The organism is Enterobacter sp. Crenshaw (genome assembly GCF_024734705.1).
GTDB lineage: Bacteria > Pseudomonadota > Gammaproteobacteria > Enterobacterales > Enterobacteriaceae > Enterobacter > Enterobacter asburiae_B.
The window spans coordinates 4,387,892-4,409,568 of sequence record NZ_CP102932.1 but is presented as its reverse complement, the minus strand read 5'-3'; the positions used below and the strand labels follow the sequence as shown (position 1 = coordinate 4,409,568).

General features: G+C 55.1%; 16 protein-coding genes, 2 tRNA genes and 3 rRNA genes. 18 read left to right on the top strand and 3 right to left on the bottom strand.

Annotation, left to right across the window (positions count from 1 at the left end; translation table 11 throughout):
- Window positions 1-52: 52 nt before the first annotated feature.
- The 7 genes from ubiE (at window position 53) to tatD (ending at window position 5,538) form a co-directional block, all read left to right on the top strand.
- The gene (gene ubiE, locus NWV12_RS21025) at window positions 53-808 is read left to right on the top strand and encodes a bifunctional demethylmenaquinone methyltransferase/2-methoxy-6-polyprenyl-1,4-benzoquinol methylase UbiE (protein ID WP_023309612.1); all 756 of its coding nucleotides are present in this window, start codon (window positions 53-55) and stop codon (window positions 806-808) included.
- 13 nt (window positions 809-821) lie between these two features.
- Window positions 822-1,427 (top strand): ubiquinone biosynthesis protein UbiJ, encoded by a 606-nt coding sequence (ubiJ, locus tag NWV12_RS21020; RefSeq protein ID WP_032644779.1) that lies wholly within the window; start codon window positions 822-824, stop codon window positions 1,425-1,427.
- Complete coding sequence (gene ubiB / locus NWV12_RS21015) at window positions 1,424-3,064, top strand: ubiquinone biosynthesis regulatory protein kinase UbiB (RefSeq protein WP_048980573.1); 1,641 nt, start codon at window positions 1,424-1,426, stop codon at window positions 3,062-3,064. Before ubiJ ends, ubiB begins: the two co-directional genes overlap by 4 nt.
- Before the next feature lie 76 nt (window positions 3,065-3,140).
- Complete coding sequence (gene tatA / locus NWV12_RS21010; RefSeq protein ID WP_024908000.1) at window positions 3,141-3,395, top strand: Sec-independent protein translocase subunit TatA; 255 nt, start codon at window positions 3,141-3,143, stop codon at window positions 3,393-3,395.
- Between the two features lie 3 nt (window positions 3,396-3,398).
- Window positions 3,399-3,941: a Sec-independent protein translocase protein TatB gene (tatB, locus tag NWV12_RS21005; RefSeq protein WP_048980574.1), complete on the top strand. Its 543-nt coding sequence runs from the start codon at window positions 3,399-3,401 to the stop codon at window positions 3,939-3,941.
- 2 nt (window positions 3,942-3,943) lie between these two features.
- A complete protein-coding gene (gene tatC / locus NWV12_RS21000) occupies window positions 3,944-4,714 on the top strand; it encodes a Sec-independent protein translocase subunit TatC (protein ID WP_023309607.1) in 771 nt (256 codons plus the stop codon).
- Between the two features lie 41 nt (window positions 4,715-4,755).
- Entirely contained in the window at window positions 4,756-5,538 is a 783-nt protein-coding gene (tatD, locus tag NWV12_RS20995; protein WP_048980576.1) for a 3'-5' ssDNA/RNA exonuclease TatD, read from the top strand.
- Here the strand turns inward: tatD and rfaH are convergent.
- Entirely contained in the window at window positions 5,535-6,026 is a 492-nt protein-coding gene (gene rfaH / locus NWV12_RS20990) for a transcription/translation regulatory transformer protein RfaH (protein WP_033146887.1), read from the bottom strand. The genes tatD and rfaH overlap by 4 nt on opposite strands.
- A 173-nt stretch (window positions 6,027-6,199) precedes the next feature.
- On the opposite strand from rfaH, the gene ubiD reads away from it, so the two are divergent.
- Complete coding sequence (gene ubiD, locus NWV12_RS20985) at window positions 6,200-7,690, top strand: 4-hydroxy-3-polyprenylbenzoate decarboxylase (protein ID WP_161496003.1); 1,491 nt, start codon at window positions 6,200-6,202, stop codon at window positions 7,688-7,690.
- Between the two features lie 42 nt (window positions 7,691-7,732).
- Window positions 7,733-8,434, top strand: coding sequence for an NAD(P)H-flavin reductase (fre, locus tag NWV12_RS20980; protein ID WP_008501516.1), 702 nt, complete (start codon window positions 7,733-7,735; stop codon window positions 8,432-8,434).
- A 182-nt stretch (window positions 8,435-8,616) separates the two neighbouring features.
- Here fre and fadA read toward each other — a convergent pair whose 3' ends face one another.
- Both fadA and fadB read right to left on the bottom strand, forming a co-directional pair.
- On the bottom strand, window positions 8,617-9,780 hold the full coding sequence (gene fadA, locus NWV12_RS20975; RefSeq protein ID WP_008501515.1) for an acetyl-CoA C-acyltransferase FadA: 1,164 nt from the start codon (window positions 9,778-9,780) through the stop codon (window positions 8,617-8,619).
- A gap of 9 nt (window positions 9,781-9,789) precedes the next feature.
- The gene (gene fadB, locus NWV12_RS20970; protein ID WP_048980578.1) at window positions 9,790-11,979 is read right to left on the bottom strand and encodes a fatty acid oxidation complex subunit alpha FadB; all 2,190 of its coding nucleotides are present in this window, start codon (window positions 11,977-11,979) and stop codon (window positions 9,790-9,792) included.
- Window positions 11,980-12,169: 190 nt separating this feature from the next.
- On the opposite strand from fadB, the gene pepQ reads away from it, so the two are divergent.
- From pepQ to rrf, 9 genes are all read left to right on the top strand, one after another.
- Window positions 12,170-13,501, top strand: a complete 1,332-nt coding sequence (pepQ, locus tag NWV12_RS20965) for a Xaa-Pro dipeptidase (RefSeq protein ID WP_033146884.1) — start codon at window positions 12,170-12,172, stop codon at window positions 13,499-13,501.
- Window positions 13,501-14,115, top strand: coding sequence for an IMPACT family protein (locus tag NWV12_RS20960; RefSeq protein WP_029739673.1), 615 nt, complete (start codon window positions 13,501-13,503; stop codon window positions 14,113-14,115). The genes pepQ and NWV12_RS20960 overlap by 1 nt, the downstream gene beginning before the upstream one ends.
- Window positions 14,116-14,156: 41 nt before the next feature.
- Window positions 14,157-15,608, top strand: a complete 1,452-nt coding sequence (trkH, locus tag NWV12_RS20955) for a Trk system potassium transporter TrkH (RefSeq protein WP_023309600.1) — start codon at window positions 14,157-14,159, stop codon at window positions 15,606-15,608.
- A 10-nt stretch (window positions 15,609-15,618) separates the two neighbouring features.
- On the top strand, window positions 15,619-16,164 hold the full coding sequence (hemG, locus tag NWV12_RS20950) for a menaquinone-dependent protoporphyrinogen IX dehydrogenase (RefSeq protein WP_048980580.1): 546 nt from the start codon (window positions 15,619-15,621) through the stop codon (window positions 16,162-16,164).
- 354 nt (window positions 16,165-16,518) lie between these two features.
- Window positions 16,519-18,060: ribosomal RNA gene (locus NWV12_RS20945) — 16S ribosomal RNA — on the top strand.
- Between the two features lie 69 nt (window positions 18,061-18,129).
- Window positions 18,130-18,206 (top strand) — tRNA-Ile (locus tag NWV12_RS20940).
- A 42-nt stretch (window positions 18,207-18,248) separates the two neighbouring features.
- Window positions 18,249-18,324, top strand: a tRNA-Ala gene (locus NWV12_RS20935).
- A gap of 171 nt (window positions 18,325-18,495) precedes the next feature.
- Window positions 18,496-21,401 (top strand): 23S ribosomal RNA (locus NWV12_RS20930).
- A 71-nt stretch (window positions 21,402-21,472) separates the two neighbouring features.
- Window positions 21,473-21,588 (top strand): 5S ribosomal RNA (gene rrf, locus NWV12_RS20925).
- The 16S, 23S and 5S rRNA genes sit together here with 2 tRNA genes alongside, the layout of an rRNA operon.
- Window positions 21,589-21,677: the final 89 nt, after the last annotated feature.

The window sequence follows — 21,677 nt, the reverse complement described above, 5'->3', positions numbered from 1 at the left end:
GCGCCCAATCTGTTACACTTCACGAACATTTTACTGATAAGCAGGCTCTGAGATGGCTGACGATTCACAAGACACAACGCACTTTGGCTTTCAGACTGTCGCCAAAGCGCAGAAAGCTGACATGGTGGCCCACGTATTTCATTCCGTGGCGGCGAAGTACGATGTGATGAATGACCTGATGTCGTTCGGCATTCATCGCTTGTGGAAGCGCTTCACCATTGACTGCAGCGGCGTACGTCGTGGACAAACGGTGCTGGATTTAGCCGGTGGCACGGGCGATTTAACCGCGAAATTCTCCCGTCTGGTGGGCGAAACCGGTCGCGTAGTTCTCGCCGATATTAATGACTCCATGCTGAAAATGGGACGCGAAAAGCTGCGTAACATCGGCGTGGTGGGGAATGTGGAGTATGTACAGGCAAATGCTGAAGCGCTGCCATTCCCGGACAATACCTTTGACTGCATCACGATCTCTTTCGGTCTGCGTAACGTGACCGATAAAGAAAAAGCGCTGCGCTCCATGTACCGCGTGCTGAAGCCGGGTGGACGTCTGCTGGTGCTCGAGTTCTCTAAACCGATCATTGAGCCGCTGAGCAAAGCCTACGACGCCTATTCCTTCCACGTGCTGCCGCGTATTGGTGAGCTGGTGGCTAACGACGCTGAAAGCTACCGCTATCTGGCGGAATCTATCCGTATGCACCCGGATCAGGACACATTAAAAGCCATGATGCAGGACGCGGAATTTGAGAACGTTGAATATTTCAACCTGACGGCGGGTGTCGTCGCGCTGCATCGCGGTTACAAATTCTGAGTGGAGGTGTCCCGTGCCCTTTAAACCCTTAGTCTCCGCAGGCATCGAGAATGTACTGAACGCTTTTCTGTATCGCGCCCCTGCGCTGAAAGCTGCACGTCAGCGGCTTAACGGAAAGGTATTACGTATTGTTTTAAAAGAGTTCTCGACGCCGCTTGTGCTGGTATTCAGCGAACGCCAGCTTGACGTTCTGGGGGCGTGGGAAGGTGAAGCCGACTGCTCGGTCATCACGCACATGAGCGTGCTGCCAAAACTGCGCGATCGCCAGCAATTAACGGCGCTTATCCGCAGCGGTGAGCTGGAAGTGGAGGGCGACATTCAGGTCGTGCAGAACTTCGTTGCGCTCACCGATCTGGCGGAGTTCGACCCGGCAGAGCTGCTCGCGCCTTTTATTGGCGACATTGCCGCCGAAGGCATCGGGAAAGTCCTTCATGGTGGCGCCTCCTTTGCGCGTAAAAGCCTTCAGCGCCAGCAACGCTATGCGGCGGAAGTGCTGACTGAGGAGTGGCGAATGGCGCCCGGGCCACTGGAAGTTGCATGGTTTGCGGAAGAGACCGCTGCTGTTGAACGTGCGGTTGATGCGTTAACCAAACGGCTGGAAAAACTGGAGGGCAAATGACGCCTGGTGAAATTCGGCGCCTCTATTTTATTATTCGCACCTTTTTGAGCTACGGGCTCGACGAGCTTATCCCCAAAATGCGTATCACGCTGCCGCTTCGTATCTGGCGGCGGATGCTCTTCTGGATGCCCAATCGCCATAAAGGTCAACCGCTGGGTGAGCGTCTGCGCCTGGCGCTGCAGGAGCTCGGCCCGGTTTGGATTAAATTCGGACAGATGCTGTCGACCCGCCGCGATCTCTTCCCGCCTCTGATTGCCGATGAGCTTGCGATGCTGCAGGATCGCGTCGCACCGTTTGACGGCGCGCGCGCGAAAAAGCAAATTGAAGAGGCGATGGGAAATGTCCCCGTCGAGACCTGGTTTGACGATTTCGACATTAAGCCACTGGCATCGGCCTCTATCGCGCAGGTGCACACCGCGCGTCTGAAAGAAAACGGCAAAGAAGTCGTTATTAAAGTCATTCGTCCGGACATCCTGCCAGTCATCAAAGCGGACATGAAGCTGATTTATCGGCTGGCGCGCTGGGTGCCACGCTTGCTGCCGGACGGGCGTCGCCTTCGTCCACTGGAAGTGGTGCGGGAATATGAAAAAACGCTGATTGATGAGCTTAACCTGCTGCGCGAATCGGCAAACGCCATTCAGCTGCGTCGCAACTTTGAAAACAGCCCGATGCTCTATGTACCTGAAGTCTATTCTGACTATTGCAGCCAGAACATGATGGTGATGGAACGTATCTACGGTATTCCGGTTTCGGATGTGGTCGCCCTGGAGAAACAGGGAACGAACATGAAGCTCCTGGCTGAACGAGGCGTACAGGTCTTCTTTACCCAGGTGTTCCGCGACAGCTTTTTCCATGCGGACATGCATCCGGGCAATATCTTCGTGAGCTACGAACATCCTGAGGATCCGAAGTATATCGGTATCGACTGCGGGATTGTGGGGTCGCTGAACAAAGAAGATAAACGGTATCTGGCTGAGAACTTCATCGCGTTTTTCAACCGCGACTACCGTAAGGTGGCCGAGCTGCACGTCGATTCCGGCTGGGTGCCGCCGGACACCAACGTCGAAGAGTTCGAGTTCGCGATCCGGACCGTTTGTGAACCGATTTTTGAAAAACCGCTGGCGGAAATTTCCTTCGGGCATGTGCTGTTAAACCTGTTCAACACGGCTCGCCGCTTTAATATGGAAGTTCAGCCACAGCTAGTTTTACTCCAGAAAACATTACTTTACGTCGAAGGTGTAGGCCGACAGCTCTATCCTCAGTTAGACTTGTGGAAGACCGCGAAACCTTTCCTTGAATCCTGGATTAAGGATCAGGTTGGCATTCCGGCGCTGGTGCGCTCGCTGAAAGAGAAAGGCCCGTTCTGGATAGAAAAAATGCCTGAAATTCCTGAACTGGTTTATGACAGTTTGCGTCAGAGCAAGAACCTTCAGCACAGCATGGATAAAATCGTCCGCGAACTTCAGTCCAGCCGTGTTCGCCAAGGACAGTCACGCTATCTCTTTGGGATTGGCGCAACGCTGCTGCTGAGCGGTACGCTGCTGCTGATCAACCGTCCGGACTGGCAGATGATGCCCGCCTGGCTGATGGCTGGCGGGGTGGTAGTCTGGCTAGCAGGCTGGCGAAAAACGCGCTGAGCGTGCGTCGCTATCGACGGGTCGCATACGTATAATGCGGCCTGACTCATTAATCATCTATCCCTGAGGAACATGTATGGGTGGTATCAGTATCTGGCAATTGTTGATCATTGCCGTCATCGTCGTGCTGCTGTTTGGCACCAAAAAGCTCGGTTCTATTGGTTCCGATCTGGGCGCGTCTATCAAAGGCTTCAAGAAAGCGATGAGCGATGATGAGAGCAAGCAGGATAAAACCAGCCAGGACGCTGACTTTACTGCTAAATCCATCGCCGACAAGCAAGAAGAAGCCAAAAAGGAAGACGCTAAACGCCACGATAAAGAGCAGGTGTAAGCCGTGTTCGACATTGGTTTTAGTGAGCTCCTGCTGGTCTTTGTGATTGGCCTGATTGTGCTGGGGCCGCAGCGTCTGCCGGTGGCAGTGAAAACCGTTGCGGGCTGGGTTCGTGCGCTGAGATCTCTGGCATCGACCGTTCAGAATGAACTGGCGCAGGAGCTTAAGCTGCAGGAATTTCAGGAAAGCCTGAAAAAGGTCGAGAAGGCGAGCATGGATAACCTGACGCCGGAACTGAAAGCGTCAATGGATGAGCTGCGCGAAGCGGCAGAATCGATGAAGCGCTCCTATAGCGTTAACGATCCTGAAAAAGCGAGCGATGAAGCGAACACCATCCATAACCCGGTGGTGAAGGGCAGCGAGGAGCAGCGCGAGGGCGTAACGCCTGCCAGCGCTGAACATCAGGCTGCCGCGCCAGAACAGACGCCTCAGGAAACCGAAGTGAAAAAACAGGCGCAGCCGGAAGAGTCGGTAGCAAAAACGGCGGAAGTGAAGCCCGCTGCGTCCGTTTCCGAATCATCCCCCTCGTCGAGTGATAAAGCGTAAACATGGCAGTAGATGATACTCAACCGCTGATTACGCACCTCATTGAGCTGCGTAAGCGCCTGTTAAACTGCATTATTGCGGTTTTACTCATATTCCTGTGCCTGGTCTATTTTGCCAACGATATCTATCAGGTGGTCTCTGCGCCGCTGATCAAGCAGATGCCGCTGGGCGCAACGATGATTGCAACAGACGTTGCTTCGCCGTTCTTTACCCCCATCAAGCTGACCTTCTGGGTGTCGTTGATTGCCTCTGCGCCGGTCATTCTTTACCAGGTGTGGGCGTTTGTGGCGCCCGCGCTGTATAAGCATGAACGCAAGCTGGTTATCCCGCTGCTGGTGTCCAGCTCGCTGCTGTTCTATATCGGCATGGCGTTTGCCTATTTCGTTGTCTTCCCGCTGGCCTTCGGCTTCCTGACGCATACCGCGCCGGAAGGGGTCCAGGTGTCGACGGATATCGCCAGCTACCTCAGCTTTGTGATGGCGCTGTTTATGGCGTTTGGCGTGGCATTCGAAGTGCCGGTGGCCATTGTGCTGCTTTGCTGGGTAGGGGTTACGACCCCGGATGACCTGCGTAAGAAGCGTCCGTATATCCTTGTGGGCGCATTTGTTGTTGGCATGCTGCTGACACCGCCGGATGTGTTCTCGCAGACGCTGCTGGCCATACCGATGTACTGTCTGTTTGAGGTCGGCGTTTTCTTCTCGCGTTTCTACGTGGGTAAAGGACGTCGAGCGGATGACGAAGACGATACGTCCGACAAGACCACTGAAGAGTAAAACCAGCCGCCCGTCAGGGCGGTTGTTATATGGGGATTTGCATGTTTGATATCGGACTCAACCTGACCAGCTCGCAGTTTGCGAAAGACCGTGATGAGGTGGTTGCGCGTGCTTTTGCCGCCGGGGTGAAAGGACTGCTGCTGACGGGCACCAACCTGCATGAGAGCGAGCAGGCGCATCAGCTGGCGCAACGATACGATCGCTGTTGGTCTACTGCTGGCGTGCATCCTCACGACAGCAGCCAGTGGACCGAGGAAAGTGGCGATACCCTGTACAGGCTGGCAAAGACGCCAGACGTTGTGGCGATCGGCGAATGCGGTCTCGATTTCAACCGTAACTTTTCCACGCCTGAAGAGCAGGAAAAGGCGTTTACTGCACAGCTTGCGCTGGCGGCAGAGCTTGGAATGCCCGTGTTTATGCACTGCCGCGACGCGCATGAGCGTTTCCTGGCACTTCTGGATCCGTGGCTGGAGAAACTGCCCGGCGCGGTATTGCACTGTTTCACCGGTTCACGGCAGGAAGCGCTGGATTGCCTGGCGCGAGGGCTTTATCTGGGTATTACCGGCTGGGTGTGCGATGAGCGTCGCGGGCTTGAACTTCGTGAGCTATTGCCGGTAATCCCGGCTGACCGGCTGCTCCTCGAAACCGATGCGCCTTATCTGCTACCGCGCGATATGAAACCCAAACCGGCATCTCGGCGAAATGAGCCCGCGTATCTGGGACACATTGTTGAGAGCGTCGCGAAGTGGCGCGGAGAGGATCCGCACTGGCTTTCGGCGCAGACGGATGACAACGTGCGTAATCTGTTCGGGATAAACGTTTAAAGTTTGCGGAAGTCGGTGTTTTTAACGCTCTGCAGCACCTGCTTGTTCAGCAGATTGAGCAACAGCATAGAGCGCGCTTCCCCGTCTGGCTCGGCAAAAATCGCCTGCAGGCCTTCGAAAGCGCCTTCGGTAATCACGACGCTATCGCCGCTGTAAGGGGTTTCGGGGTCGGTGATCCCTTCAGGTTGTTGATAAATTGACAGCTGATGAATGACCGTCGACGGAACCGTTGCCGGGTGGGCACCAAAACGAACGAAGTGGCTGACGCCGCGCGTTGCGCTGATGGTGGTGGTGTGGATGACTTCCGGGTCGAACTCCACAAACAGGTAGTTCGGGAACAACGGCTCACTGACGGTTGTGCGCTTCCCGCGCTGCATTTTTTCAAGCGTGATCACGGGTGTCAGGCAATTTACAGACTGACGTTCAAGATGTTCCTGCGCGCGCTGAAGTTGCCCGCGTTTGCAATACAGTAAATACCAGGCCTGCATAATCACTCTTTCCCTTAGTTCGGGGCGCAAGCATATCAAAACCCTGGCGGGATCGCTAAGTTGATTATAATGGGGGAAAATGGAACAGAACGCATAAGTTCACGCTTATTTAACAAAATTACAGCATCAAGCAGGCTTACGCCGTATAATGAAGCGCTTACAGAGAGGCCATGATTAACTGCATGAAATACCACGATCTCCGCGACTTCCTGACGCTGCTGGAAAAGCAGGGTGAACTCAAACGTATTACACTTCCTGTCGATCCTTATCTGGAGATGACAGAAATTGCTGACCGCACCCTGCGTGCCGGTGGCCCCGCATTACTGTTTGAAAATCCGAAAGGTTACTCCATGCCGGTGCTGTGCAACCTGTTTGGTACACCGCGTCGTGTTGCACTGGGAATGGGGCAGGAAGACGTCTCTGCGCTGCGTGAAGTCGGTAAACTGCTGGCGTTTCTGAAAGAGCCGGAGCCACCGAAAGGCTTCCGCGATCTGTTCGACAAGCTGCCGCAGTTTAAGCAGGTGCTGAACATGCCCACCAAACGCCTGCGCGGTGCGCCGTGCCAGCAGAAAGTGCTCGAAGGCGATGCGGTTGATCTGACTAAAATCCCCATCATGCAGTGCTGGCCTGAAGATGCCGCTCCGCTTATCACCTGGGGGCTGACCGTTACGCGCGGCCCGCACAAAGAGCGGCAAAACCTCGGTATTTACCGCCAGCAGTTGATTGGCAAGAATAAACTCATCATGCGCTGGCTGTCGCATCGCGGCGGCGCGCTGGATTTCCAGGAGTGGTGCGCTGCGCATCCGGGGGAGCGTTTCCCGGTGTCTGTCGCCTTAGGCGCCGATCCGGCCACCATTCTGGGAGCCGTCACGCCGGTGCCGGATACGCTCTCTGAATATGCATTTGCAGGCCTGCTGCGCGGAACGAAAACCGAAGTCGTGAAGTGTATCTCTAACGATCTCGAAGTTCCGGCCAGTGCGGAAATTGTGCTGGAAGGTTACCTTGAGCAGGGTGAAATGGCGCCAGAAGGCCCTTACGGCGACCACACCGGCTATTACAACGAAGTGGATAACTTCCCTGTGTTTACCGTGACGCACATTACGCAGCGTGAAGATGCGATTTATCACTCCACGTATACCGGACGTCCACCGGATGAACCGGCGGTGCTGGGCGTGGCGCTGAATGAAGTGTTTGTGCCGATCCTGCAAAAGCAGTTCCCGGAAATTGTTGATTTTTATCTGCCGCCTGAAGGATGCTCGTATCGCATGGCGGTGGTCACGATGAAGAAGCAGTATCCTGGTCATGCTAAACGCGTGATGATGGGCGTATGGTCTTTCCTGCGCCAGTTTATGTATACCAAATTTGTTATTGTCTGCGATGATGACGTTAACGCCCGCGACTGGAATGACGTAATCTGGGCCATTACCACGCGAATGGACCCGGCGCGCGATACGGTGTTAGTCGAAAATACGCCGATAGATTACCTGGATTTTGCCTCGCCGGTTTCCGGCCTTGGCTCAAAGATGGGACTGGATGCCACAAATAAATGGCCTGGCGAAACCGACCGTGAATGGGGTCGCCCGATCAAAAAAGATCCTGCAGTGACCGCGCGAATTGACGCGATCTGGGACGAGCTGGCCATAATGAATAACGGTAAACCCTGAGCTGACCGTTAAGCCCTATAGACTTCCCGACAGAGAGAGCGAATGACAACCTTAAGCTGTAAAGTGACCTCGGTAGATGCCATCACCGACACCGTATATCGCGTCCGTTTAGTGCCAGAAGCGCCATTCTCTTTCCGCGCGGGTCAGTACCTGATGGTTGTGATGGATGAGCGTGATAAGCGTCCTTTCTCTATGGCCTCAACGCCAGCGGAGCAGGAATTTATTGAGCTTCATATTGGTGCGTCAGAGCTTAACCTGTATGCGATGGCGGTGATGGATCGGATCCTGAAGGAACGTGAAATCGTGGTGGATATTCCGCACGGCGATGCGTGGCTGCGCGATGACGAAGACCGTCCGCTGATCCTGATCGCTGGTGGTACGGGCTTCTCTTATGTGCGCTCTATTCTGTTGACCGCCCTGGCGCGTAACCCGGACCGTGACATCACCATTTACTGGGGTGGCCGCGAAGAGAAACATCTGTACGACCTGTCTGAGCTGGAAGCGCTGAGCGTAACCCATCCTAACCTGCGCATTGAGCCGGTGGTTGAGCAGCCGGAAGAGGGCTGGCGTGGTCGCAGCGGGACGGTGCTGACGGCGGTGCTGCAGGATCACGGCACGCTGGCAGGGCACGATATCTATATCGCTGGCCGTTTTGAGATGGCGAAAATTGCCCGCGACCTGTTCTGCAACGAACGTGACGCGCGTGAAGACCGCCTGTTTGGCGATGCGTTTGCCTTCATTTAAATAAAAAACCCGCCCCTGACAGGCGGGAAGAACGGCAACTAAACTGTCTCTCTTCGCCAATGACGCCATAACTGCGTTGGCTGCGCTCGTTCACCCGAATCACTTACTTGAGTAAGCTCATCGGGATTCGCTCGCTTGCCGCCTTGTTCTGACGCCATTGGCTTTGAGATACTTTTCCTGATTTACACTCTCTCAAACACCGTCGCGATACCCTGACCCAGCCCGATACACATCGTTGCCAGACCAAACTGGGCATCTTTGCGTTCCATCAGGTTGATAAGCGTCGTGCTGATACGCGCCCCGGAGCAGCCCAGCGGGTGACCGAGGGCGATTGCGCCGCCGTTGAGGTTAATCTTCTCGTCGATCTGCTCCATCAGCCCCAGATCTTTAATGCACGGCAGGATCTGCGCGGCGAACGCTTCGTTCATTTCAAACAGGTCGATGTCGCTGGCGGTTAATCCCGCTTTTTTCAGCGCCAGCTTCGAGGCCGGAACCGGGCCGTAGCCCATGATTGAAGGATCGCAGCCCACGACCGCCATCGAACGTACCCGAGCGCGAGGAGTTAAGCCCAGCTCGCGGGCGCGGCTTTCGCTCATCACCAGCATCGCGGCGGCACCGTCTGACAGCGCCGACGAAGTACCTGCCGTTACCGTACCGGTGACCGGATCAAACGCAGGGCGCAGGGTAGAAAGCGCTTCTACGGTGGTTTCCGGGCGGATGACTTCGTCGTAGCTGAACTGCTTCAGTACACCATCAGCGTCGTGGCCGCCGGTCGGGATGATCTCATTCTTAAAGGCACCGGACTGCGTCGCCGCCCATGCGCGAGCGTGAGAGCGCGCGGCAAAGGCATCCTGCATTTCACGGCTAATGCCGTGCAGACGAGAGAGCATCTCGGCGGTCAGACCCATCATCCCCGCGGCTTTCGCCACGTTACGGCTCATGCCAGGATGAAAATCGACCCCGTGGCTCATCGGCACGTGCCCCATGTGCTCGACGCCGCCCACCAGGCAGGCCTGCGCATCACCGGTCATGATCATCCGCGCCGCGTCGTGCAGCGCCTGCATTGATGAACCGCACAGGCGGTTCACGGTGACAGCCGGAACCGAATGCGGGATCTCCGCCAGCAGCGACGCGTTACGGGCGATGTTGAAACCTTGCTCCAGGGTCTGCTGCACGCAGCCCCAGTAGATATCGTCCAGCGCAGCAGGATCCAGCGCCGGGTTACGCGCCAGCAGGCTACGCATCAGATGCGCGGAGAGGTCTTCCGCACGCACGTTACGGAATGCACCGCCTTTTGAACGGCCCATCGGGGTGCGAATCGCATCAACAATGACAACCTTTTCCATTGTGACTCCTTAAGCCGTTTTCAGCTCGCCAACCGGACGGGCTGGCTCAACTGCTGGATAGTAGGGTTCGTTATGGCGCGCTTTGTTACGCAGCCCTTCCGGCACCTCATAAAGCGGGCCGAGGTGCTGATACTGCTGAGCCATATCGAGATAGCGGGCGCTGCCGAGCGTGTCCAGCCAGCGGAACGCGCCGCCGTGGAACGGAGGGAAGCCCAGGCCGTACACCAGCGCCATATCGGCTTCTGCCGGGCTGGCGATGATGCCTTCTTCAAGGCAACGCACCACTTCGTTGATCATCGGGATCATCATGCGGGCGATGATCTCATCGTCGGTGAAGTCGCGTTTCGGCTGGCTTACATCGGCCAGCAGGCCGTCCACCACGGCATCTTCTTCTTTCTTCGGTTTGCCTTTGCTGTCTTCTTTATAGCGCCAGAAGCCCAGGCCGTTTTTCTGGCCGAAGCGGTTAGCGTCGAACAGAGCGTCAATGGCGTCGCGATAATCTTTCTGCATACGCTGCGGGAAGCCTGCCGCCATCACCGCCTGAGCGTGGTGAGCGGTATCAATGCCGACCACGTCCAGCAGATACGCCGGGCCCATCGGCCAGCCGAACTGTTTTTCCATCACTTTGTCGATTTTGCGGAAGTCCGCACCGTCGCGCAGCAGCTGGCTGAAACCGGCGAAGTAAGGGAACAGCACGCGGTTGACGAAGAAGCCCGGGCAGTCGTTAACAACGATCGGCGTTTTGCCCATCTTGCTGGCCCATGCCACCACTTTAGCGATGGTTTCGTCAGAGGTTTTTTCCCCGCGGATCACTTCGACCAGCGGCATACGGTGTACCGGGTTGAAGAAGTGCATCCCGCAGAAGTTTTCCGGACGCTTCAGCACGCTCGCCAGTTCGCTGATTGGAATGGTGGAGGTGTTAGAGGCCAGCACGGTCTCAGGACGAACCCTGTCTTCCGTTTCTGCCAGCACCGCTTTTTTGACTTTCGGGTTCTCGACGACGGCTTCGACTACTATGTCCACGCGGTCGAAACCGCTGTATTCCAGCACGGGCTGAATGGTGGAGATCACGCCTGCAAGCTTCAGCCCGTCAATTTTTCCGCGCTCCAGCTGTTTATTCAGCAGCTTGGCCGCTTCGGTCATGCCCAGCGTCAGGGATTTCTCGCTGATGTCTTTCATCACTACCGGCACGCCTTTCCAGGCCGACTGGTAAGCGATGCCGCCACCCATAATGCCGGCGCCGAGTACCGCCGCATGTTTTGGCGTCTCAACGTTTTTGGTCAGCTGCTTGGCTTTACCCTTCACGAACTGATCGTTGAGGAAGATACCGACCAGCGCGCGAGCTTCATTGGTGTGCGCCAGCGGGACAAAGCTCTGATTTTCGAGCTTCAGCGCGTCATCGCGTCCGAGACGAGCAGCCGCTTCAATGGTTTTCACCGCCGTGATCGGCGCCGGGTAGTGTTTACCCGCCGTCTGCATCACCATGCCTTTGGCGATGGTGAAGCTCATGGTGGCTTCAATCTTGCTGAGTTTTAACGGCTCCAGCTTCGGCTGGCGTTTGGCTTTCCAGTCGAGATCGCCGTTAATGGCCTGACGCAGAATGGCGAGTGCGCCTTCAACCAGTTTCTCTGGCTTCACGACGCCGTCGACCAGGCCGATTTTCTGCGCCTGTTCTGCGCCGACATCTTTACCTGCGGCAATGATCTCCAGCGCGCTGTCGGCACCCAGCATGCGCGGCATACGCACGGAGCCGCCAAAGCCCGGCATGATGCCCAGCCTGGTTTCCGGCAGGCCGATGCGCAGGTCCGGCGTTGCCAGACGGTAGTCGGTCGCGAGTACGCATTCGCAGCCGCCGCCCAGCGCATAGCCGTTAACGGCGGAAATGGTCGGGACAGGCAGATCTTCCAGACGATTAAAGACGCTGTTGGCAAAGTGCAGCCACTGGCTCAGCTGTTCTTCCGGGACCAGGAACAGCGAAAGAAACTCGGTGATATCGGCACCGACAATAAAGGCCGCTTTGTTCGAACGCAGCAGCAGCCCTTTTAATTCAGGTTGTTTTTCAAGAACATCCAGCGCCTGGCCAAGACTGGCCACCGTCGCGGTATCAAGCTTGTTCACTGAGCCGGGGGCATCGAACACCAGTTCGGCAATGCCATCTTCCAGCCAGTTGAGGTACAGGGTGTCGCCTTTGTAGAGCATGTCAGTCTCCTGAATCCAGCAATTGGATCTGGTCATACCAGATGAGTCGGAGTGTGGGATTTATGTTAATAAAATGCAAATTACTCATTAAGAAAATGCTGCATTGATCACGGTCGGTGGAAATCACGCAGCCGGAGTGAGGTGTGCTAAGATGCGATGACTTGAGGTCAAAAAAACGAAAGGAAGAATGATGGACTCACTGGCTTCGCTTTATAAAAATCATATCGTTACCCTACAGGAACGTACCCGCGATGTACTGGCCCGCTTTAAGCTGGATGCGCTGCTGATCCACTCCGGCGAGCTGATGAATACCTTTCTGGATGACCACGCTTATCCGTTTAAGGTGAACCCGCAGTTTAAAGCCTGGGTGCCGGTGACTCAGGTTCCAAATTGCTGGCTGCTGGTGGATGGCGTGAACAAGCCGAAACTGTGGTTCTACCTGCCGGTCGATTACTGGCACAACGTAGAACCGCTGCCGACCTCTTTCTGGACGGAAGAGATTGATGTGATTGCACTGCCGAAAGCGGACGGCATTGGCAGCCAGCTGCCTGCCGCGCGGGGCAACATCGCCTATATTGGCCCTGTTCCGGAGCGCGCGCTGGGTCTGGATATTCCGGCAGACAAACTCAATCCGAAAGGCGTGCTGGATTACCTGCACTATTACCGCGCGTATAAAACCGACTACGAACTTTACTGCATGCGTGAAGCGCAAAAAACGGCGGTGAATGGCCACCGTGCCGCGCACGAAGCGTTCCAGTCGGGGATGAGCGAGTTCGACATCAATCAGGCCTATCTGACCGCGACAGGCCACCGTGATACCGACGTGCCGTACAGCAATATCGTCGCGCTGAATGAGCACGCGTCCGTGCTTCACTACACCAAGCTGGATCACCACGTACCGTCGGAGATGCGCAGCTTCCTGCTTGACGCAGGCGCCGAGTACAACGGTTACGCGGCCGACCTGACCCGTACCTGGGCGGCGAATGCGGATACCGATTTCGCGCAGCTGATTAAAGACGTAAACGATGAACAGCTGGCGCTGATTGGCACCATGAAGGCGGGAACCAGCTATGTGGATTACCACATCCAGTTCCATCAGCGTATCGCAAAACTGCTGCGTAAACATCAGATTGTGAAAGACATGAGCGAAGAGGCGATGGTCGAGAACGATCTGACTGGGCCATTCATGCCGCACGGTATCGGCCACCCGCTAGGCCTGCAGGTTCACGACGTTGCGGGCTTTATGCAGGATGACACCGGGACGCACCTGGCGGCACCGTCTAAATATCCTTACCTGCGCTGCACCCGTATTCTGGAGCCGCGTATGGTGTTGACGATTGAACCGGGGATCTACTTTATCGAATCCCTGCTGGCGCCGTGGCGTGAAGGCCAGTTCAGCAAACACTTCAACTGGGAAAAAATTGACGCGCTGAAGCCGTTTGGCGGTATTCGCATCGAAGATAACGTTGTGGTTCACGAAAACGGTATTGAGAACATGACGCGAGACCTGAAGCTGGCCTGATGGAAAGCTGGCTGATACCGGCTGAACCGGTCACCTTTGTTGAGGAAATCAAGAAAAGCCGCTTTATTACGCTGCTGGCGCATACCGACGGCGTAGAGGCGGCAAAGGCGTTTGTCGAATCCGTTCGGGCTGAGCATCCTGACGCGCGTCATCACTGCGTGGCGTGGGTGGCAGGGCCGCCGGACGATTCACAACAGCTGGGGTTTTCCGACGACGGTGAACCGGCGGGCACGGCCGGTAAACCCATGCTTTCGCAGCTGATGGGCAGCGGCGTGGGTGAAATTACCGCCGTGGTGGTGCGCTACTACGGCGGCATCCTGTTGGGCACGGGTGGGCTGGTAAAAGCGTATGGCGGCGGAGTTCAGCAGGCACTGAATATGCTCACAACTATCCGCAAAACGCCGCTCACTGAATATACTTTGTTGTGCGATTACGCTCAGCTATCGGGCATTGAAACGCTGCTCAAACAGTTTAACGGCGTGATTGCGCACAGTGATTACCAGGCAATGGTGCAATTACGCGTGGCGCTTCCTCAGGCGGAGCTGGCTGCTTTTTCAGCAAAACTGGCTGATTTTAGTCGTGGTTCGTTGCAATTGCTGCCGATTGAAGAATAATCCCCACCTCACTTTTTTGAATACCAAAGGAAGCGGCAGAGATGCATTTTCGTGCCATAACCCGAATCGTTGGACTGCTGGTCATACTCTTTTCCGGGACGATGATTCTCCCAGGACTGGTGGCGCTTATCTACCGGGACGGCGCGGGGCGGGCATTTACCCAGACCTTCTTTGTCGCGCTGGCGATCGGCTCGCTGCTGTGGTGGCCAAACCGTCGTCAGAAAGGTGAGCTGAAATCTCGCGAAGGATTTCTGATTGTGGTCCTGTTCTGGACGGTGCTGGGGAGCGTCGGTTCGCTGCCCTTCATCTTCTCTGAACAGCCTAACCTGAGCATCACGGATGCCTTTTTTGAATCGTTCTCCGGTTTAACAACCACCGGGGCGACGACGCTGGTGGGGCTGGATTCCCTCCCGCACGCCATTCTCTTTTATCGTCAGATGCTGCAGTGGTTCGGGGGGATGGGGATCATCGTCCTGGCAGTGGCTATTCTTCCTATTCTGGGCGTTGGCGGCATGCAGCTTTATCGCGCCGAAATGCCCGGGCCGCTGAAAGATAACAAGATGCGCCCGCGTATTGCCGAGACGGCGAAAACCCTCTGGCTTATCTATGTCTTACTGACGGTGGCCTGTGCGCTGGCGCTATGGTTTGCCGGGATGCCCGCTTTCGACGCCATCGGACACAGCTTTGCGACGATCGCGATCGGTGGATTCTCCACTCACGACGCCAGCGTCGGCTACTTCGACAGCCCTACGATTAACACTATTATTGCCATTTTCCTGCTGATTTCAGGCTGTAACTATGGCCTGCACTTCTCTTTACTGAGCGGGCGCAGCCTGAAAGTGTACTGGCGTGACCCTGAGTTCCGCATGTTCATTGGCGTCCAGCTTACGCTGGTGATCATCTGTACCCTGGTGCTGTGGTTCCATGATGTTTACAACTCCGCGCTGACCACGCTAAATCAGGCGTTCTTCCAGGTGGTATCGATGGCGACGACCGCCGGGTTTACCACGGACAGCATCGCGCGCTGGCCGCTGTTCCTGCCGGTGCTGCTTTTATGCTCGGCATTTATCGGGGGCTGTGCGGGTTCTACGGGCGGCGGCCTGAAGGTAATTCGTATTCTGCTGCTGTTTAAGCAGGGGAACCGTGAGCTGAAGCGCCTAGTCCACCCGAACGCGGTTTACAGCATCAAACTCGGGAACCGCGCGCTGCCGGAACGTATCCTCGAAGCGGTGTGGGGATTCTTCTCGGCGTATGCGCTGGTCTTTATCGTCAGTATGCTGGCGATTATCGCGACGGGGGTGGATGATTTCTCCGCCTTTGCGTCCGTCGTAGCGACATTGAATAACCTCGGGCCCGGCCTGGGCGTTGTGGCGGATAACTTTGCCAGCATGAACCCGGTCGCGAAATGGATCCTCATCGCCAATATGCTGTTTGGTCGTCTTGAGGTCTTTACGCTGTTGGTGCTGTTCACCCCTACATTCTGGCGCGAGTAAGGAGCCGTTGATGAAAACATTGATTCTTTTCTCTACGCGAGACGGACAAACGCGTGAGATTGCCGCCTGTCTGGCGTCGGAATTAAAAGAGCTGGGTATTTACTCTGATGTGGTGAACCTGAACCGTGCGGAGCAGATTGCCTGGCAGGAGTACGATCGCGTGGTAATTGGCGCGTCAATTCGTTACGGGCATTTCCATCCGGCGCTGGATCGCTTTGTGAAAAAGCACACGGCGGTGCTCAACAAATTGCCTGGTGCGTTTTACTCGGTCAACCTGGTCGCACGTAAAGCCGAGAAGCGTACGCCGCAGACCAACAGCTACACGCGCAAGTTTTTACTCAGCTCGCCGTGGCAGCCAGACCTGTGCGCCGTCTTTGCCGGCGCGCTGCGCTACCCTCGCTACCGCTGGTATGACCGCTTTATGATCCGCCTCATTATGAAGATGACGGGGGGTGAAACCGATACGCGTAAAGAAGTGGTTTATACCGACTGGTCGCAGGTGGCCAGTTTTGCGCGGGAAATCGCACATTTAACGGGCGATTCGCGACATAAATAAGCGTTAAGTTTGAAAAGTGAGCGAACGAAAAGTTTTTTGTATTTTATGCTTGTCACGTCGGAATAACTCCCTATAATGCGCCTCCACTGACACGGAACAACGGCACACACGCCGCCGGGTCAGCAGAGAAAAGCGAAATTAATCACTTGACTCTGAAGCGGGAAAGCGTAATATGCACACCCCGCGCCGCTGCGAAAAGCGAAGCGGCACTGCTCTTTAACAATTTATCAGACAATCTGTGTGGGCACTCAAAGTGACATGGATTCTTAACGTCGCAAGACGAAAAATGAATACCAAGTCTCTGAGTGAACATACGTAATTCATTACGAAGTTTAATTCACGAGCATCAAACTTAAATTGAAGAGTTTGATCATGGCTCAGATTGAACGCTGGCGGCAGGCCTAACACATGCAAGTCGAGCGGCAGCGGAAAGTAGCTTGCTACTTTGCCGGCGAGCGGCGGACGGGTGAGTAATGTCTGGGAAACTGCCTGATGGAGGGGGATAACTACTGGAAACGGTAGCTAATACCGCATAACGTCGCAAGACCAAAGAGGGGGACCTTCGGGCCTCTTGCCATCAGATGTGCCCAGATGGGATTAGCTAGTAGGTGGGGTAACGGCTCACCTAGGCGACGATCCCTAGCTGGTCTGAGAGGATGACCAGCCACACTGGAACTGAGACACGGTCCAGACTCCTACGGGAGGCAGCAGTGGGGAATATTGCACAATGGGCGCAAGCCTGATGCAGCCATGCCGCGTGTATGAAGAAGGCCTTCGGGTTGTAAAGTACTTTCAGCGGGGAGGAAGGCGACAAGGTTAATAACCTTGTCGATTGACGTTACCCGCAGAAGAAGCACCGGCTAACTCCGTGCCAGCAGCCGCGGTAATACGGAGGGTGCAAGCGTTAATCGGAATTACTGGGCGTAAAGCGCACGCAGGCGGTCTGTCAAGTCGGATGTGAAATCCCCGGGCTCAACCTGGGAACTGCATTCGAAACTGGCAGGCTAGAGTCTTGTAGAGGGGGGTAGAATTCCAGGTGTAGCGGTGAAATGCGTAGAGATCTGGAGGAATACCGGTGGCGAAGGCGGCCCCCTGGACAAAGACTGACGCTCAGGTGCGAAAGCGTGGGGAGCAAACAGGATTAGATACCCTGGTAGTCCACGCCGTAAACGATGTCGACTTGGAGGTTGTGCCCTTGAGGCGTGGCTTCCGGAGCTAACGCGTTAAGTCGACCGCCTGGGGAGTACGGCCGCAAGGTTAAAACTCAAATGAATTGACGGGGGCCCGCACAAGCGGTGGAGCATGTGGTTTAATTCGATGCAACGCGAAGAACCTTACCTACTCTTGACATCCAGAGAACTTTCCAGAGATGGATTGGTGCCTTCGGGAACTCTGAGACAGGTGCTGCATGGCTGTCGTCAGCTCGTGTTGTGAAATGTTGGGTTAAGTCCCGCAACGAGCGCAACCCTTATCCTTTGTTGCCAGCGGTTAGGCCGGGAACTCAAAGGAGACTGCCAGTGATAAACTGGAGGAAGGTGGGGATGACGTCAAGTCATCATGGCCCTTACGAGTAGGGCTACACACGTGCTACAATGGCGCATACAAAGAGAAGCGACCTCGCGAGAGCAAGCGGACCTCATAAAGTGCGTCGTAGTCCGGATTGGAGTCTGCAACTCGACTCCATGAAGTCGGAATCGCTAGTAATCGTAGATCAGAATGCTACGGTGAATACGTTCCCGGGCCTTGTACACACCGCCCGTCACACCATGGGAGTGGGTTGCAAAAGAAGTAGGTAGCTTAACCTTCGGGAGGGCGCTTACCACTTTGTGATTCATGACTGGGGTGAAGTCGTAACAAGGTAACCGTAGGGGAACCTGCGGTTGGATCACCTCCTTACCTTAAAGAACCTGCCTTTGCAGTGCTCACACAGATTGTCTGATGAAAAACGGCAGTAAAAATCTCTGCAGGCTTGTAGCTCAGGTGGTTAGAGCGCACCCCTGATAAGGGTGAGGTCGGTGGTTCAAGTCCACTCAGGCCTACCAAACTCCTTTTAAAGGATGAGCGGTACAGAGATTATAAACGATGGGGCTATAGCTCAGCTGGGAGAGCGCCTGCTTTGCACGCAGGAGGTCTGCGGTTCGATCCCGCATAGCTCCACCATCTTTTACTGCGAACACAAGAAAACTTCAGAGTGAACCTGAAAAGGTGCACTGCGAAGTTTTGCTCTTTAAAAATCTGGATCAAGCTGAAAATTGAAACGACACATCTTAATTGGTGTGTTCGAGTCTCTCAAATTTTCGCAATCAGAAGTGAAACATCTTCGGGTTGTGAGGTTAAGCGACTAAGCGTACACGGTGGATGCCCTGGCAGTCAGAGGCGATGAAGGACGTGCTAATCTGCGAAAAGCGCCGGCGAGGTGATATGAACCTTTGACCCGGCGATGTCCGAATGGGGAAACCCAGTGTGATCCGTCACACTATCGTTAACTGAATACATAGGTTAACGAGGCGAACCGGGGGAACTGAAACATCTAAGTACCCCGAGGAAAAGAAATCAACCGAGATTCCCCCAGTAGCGGCGAGCGAACGGGGAGCAGCCCAGAGTCTGAATCAGCTTGTGTGTTAGTGGAACGGTCTGGAAAGTCCGGCGATACAGGGTGACAGCCCCGTACACGAAAGCACACAGGCTGTGAACTCGAAGAGTAGGGCGGGACACGTGGTATCCTGTCTGAATATGGGGGGACCATCCTCCAAGGCTAAATACTCCTGACTGACCGATAGTGAACCAGTACCGTGAGGGAAAGGCGAAAAGAACCCCGGCGAGGGGAGTGAAAAAGAACCTGAAACCGTGTACGTACAAGCAGTGGGAGCACCCTTGTGGTGTGACTGCGTACCTTTTGTATAATGGGTCAGCGACTTATATTCTGTAGCAAGGTTAACCGTATAGGGGAGCCGAAGGGAAACCGAGTCTTAACTGGGCGTTAAGTTGCAGGGTATAGACCCGAAACCCGGTGATCTAGCCATGGGCAGGTTGAAGGTTGGGTAACACTAACTGGAGGACCGAACCGACTAATGTTGAAAAATTAGCGGATGACTTGTGGCTGGGGGTGAAAGGCCAATCAAACCGGGAGATAGCTGGTTCTCCCCGAAAGCTATTTAGGTAGCGCCTCGTGAACTCATCTTCGGGGGTAGAGCACTGTTTCGGCTAGGGGGCCATCCCGGCTTACCAACCCGATGCAAACTACGAATACCGAAGAATGTTATCACGGGAGACACACGGCGGGTGCTAACGTCCGTCGTGAAGAGGGAAACAACCCAGACCGCCAGCTAAGGTCCCAAAGTCATGGTTAAGTGGGAAACGATGTGGGAAGGCACAGACAGCCAGGATGTTGGCTTAGAAGCAGCCATCATTTAAAGAAAGCGTAATAGCTCACTGGTCGAGTCGGCCTGCGCGGAAGATGTAACGGGGCTAAACCATGCACCGAAGCTGCGGCAGCGACACTTAGGTGTTGTTGGGTAGGGGAGCGTTCTGTAAGCCGTTGAAGGTGTGCTGTGAGGCATGCTGGAGGTATCAGAAGTGCGAATGCTGACATAAGTAACGATAAAGCGGGTGAAAAGCCCGCTCGCCGGAAGACCAAGGGTTCCTGTCCAACGTTAATCGGGGCAGGGTGAGTCGACCCCTAAGGCGAGGCCGAAAGGCGTAGTCGATGGGAAACAGGTTAATATTCCTGTACTTGGTGTTACTGCGAAGGGGGGACGGAGAAGGCTATGTTAGCCGGGCGACGGTTGTCCCGGTTTAAGCATGTAGGCGGAGGTTCCAGGTAAATCCGGTACCTTATTAACGCTGAGGTGTGATGACGAGGCACTACGGTGCTGAAGTAACAAATGCCCTGCTTCCAGGAAAAGCCTCTAAGCATCAGGTAACGCGAAATCGTACCCCAAACCGACACAGGTGGTCAGGTAGAGAATACCAAGGCGCTTGAGAGAACTCGGGTGAAGGAACTAGGCAAAATGGTGCCGTAACTTCGGGAGAAGGCACGCTGATATGTAGGTGAAGCCCCTGCGGGTGGAGCTGAAATCAGTCGAAGATACCAGCTGGCTGCAACTGTTTATTAAAAACACAGCACTGTGCAAACACGAAAGTGGACGTATACGGTGTGACGCCTGCCCGGTGCCGGAAGGTTAATTGATGGGGTTAGCGGCAACGCGAAGCTCTTGATCGAAGCCCCGGTAAACGGCGGCCGTAACTATAACGGTCCTAAGGTAGCGAAATTCCTTGTCGGGTAAGTTCCGACCTGCACGAATGGCGTAATGATGGCCAGGCTGTCTCCACCCGAGACTCAGTGAAATTGAACTCGCTGTGAAGATGCAGTGTACCCGCGGCAAGACGGAAAGACCCCGTGAACCTTTACTATAGCTTGACACTGAACACTGGTCCTTGATGTGTAGGATAGGTGGGAGGCTTTGAAGCGTGGACGCCAGTCTGCGTGGAGCCGACCTTGAAATACCACCCTTTAATGGCTGGTGTTCTAACGTAGACCCGTGATCCGGGTTGCGGACAGTGTCTGGTGGGTAGTTTGACTGGGGCGGTCTCCTCCCAAAGAGTAACGGAGGAGCACGAAGGTTAGCTAATCCTGGTCGGACATCAGGAGGTTAGTGCAATGGCATAAGCTAGCTTGACTGCGAGAGTGACGGCTCGAGCAGGTGCGAAAGCAGGTCATAGTGATCCGGTGGTTCTGAATGGAAGGGCCATCGCTCAACGGATAAAAGGTACTCCGGGGATAACAGGCTGATACCGCCCAAGAGTTCATATCGACGGCGGTGTTTGGCACCTCGATGTCGGCTCATCACATCCTGGGGCTGAAGTAGGTCCCAAGGGTATGGCTGTTCGCCATTTAAAGTGGTACGCGAGCTGGGTTTAGAACGTCGTGAGACAGTTCGGTCCCTATCTGCCGTGGGCGCTGGAGAATTGAGGGGGGCTGCTCCTAGTACGAGAGGACCGGAGTGGACGCATCACTGGTGTTCGGGTTGTCATGCCAATGGCACTGCCCGGTAGCTAAATGCGGAAAAGATAAGTGCTGAAAGCATCTAAGCACGAAACTTGCCCCGAGATGAGTTCTCCCTGACCCTTTAAGGGTCCTGAAGGAACGTTGAAGACTACGACGTTGATAGGTCGGGTGTGTAAGCGCAGCGATGCGTTGAGCTAACCGATACTAATGAACCGTGAGGCTTAACCTTACAACGCCGAAGCTGTTTCGGCGGATGAGACAGAGACGATTTTCAGCCTGATACAGATTAAACAGAATTTGCCTGGCGGCTTTAGCGCGGTGGTCCCACCTGACCCCATGCCGAACTCAGAAGTGAAACGCCGTAGCGCCGATGGTAGTGTGGGGTCTCCCCATGTGAGAGTAGGGAACTGCCAGGCATCAAATAAGTAGAAAGGCCATCCGCAAGGATGGCCTTTTTGCGTTTATACGCTGCACAAACTAATCCCCCAACGCCCTGCTTATACGG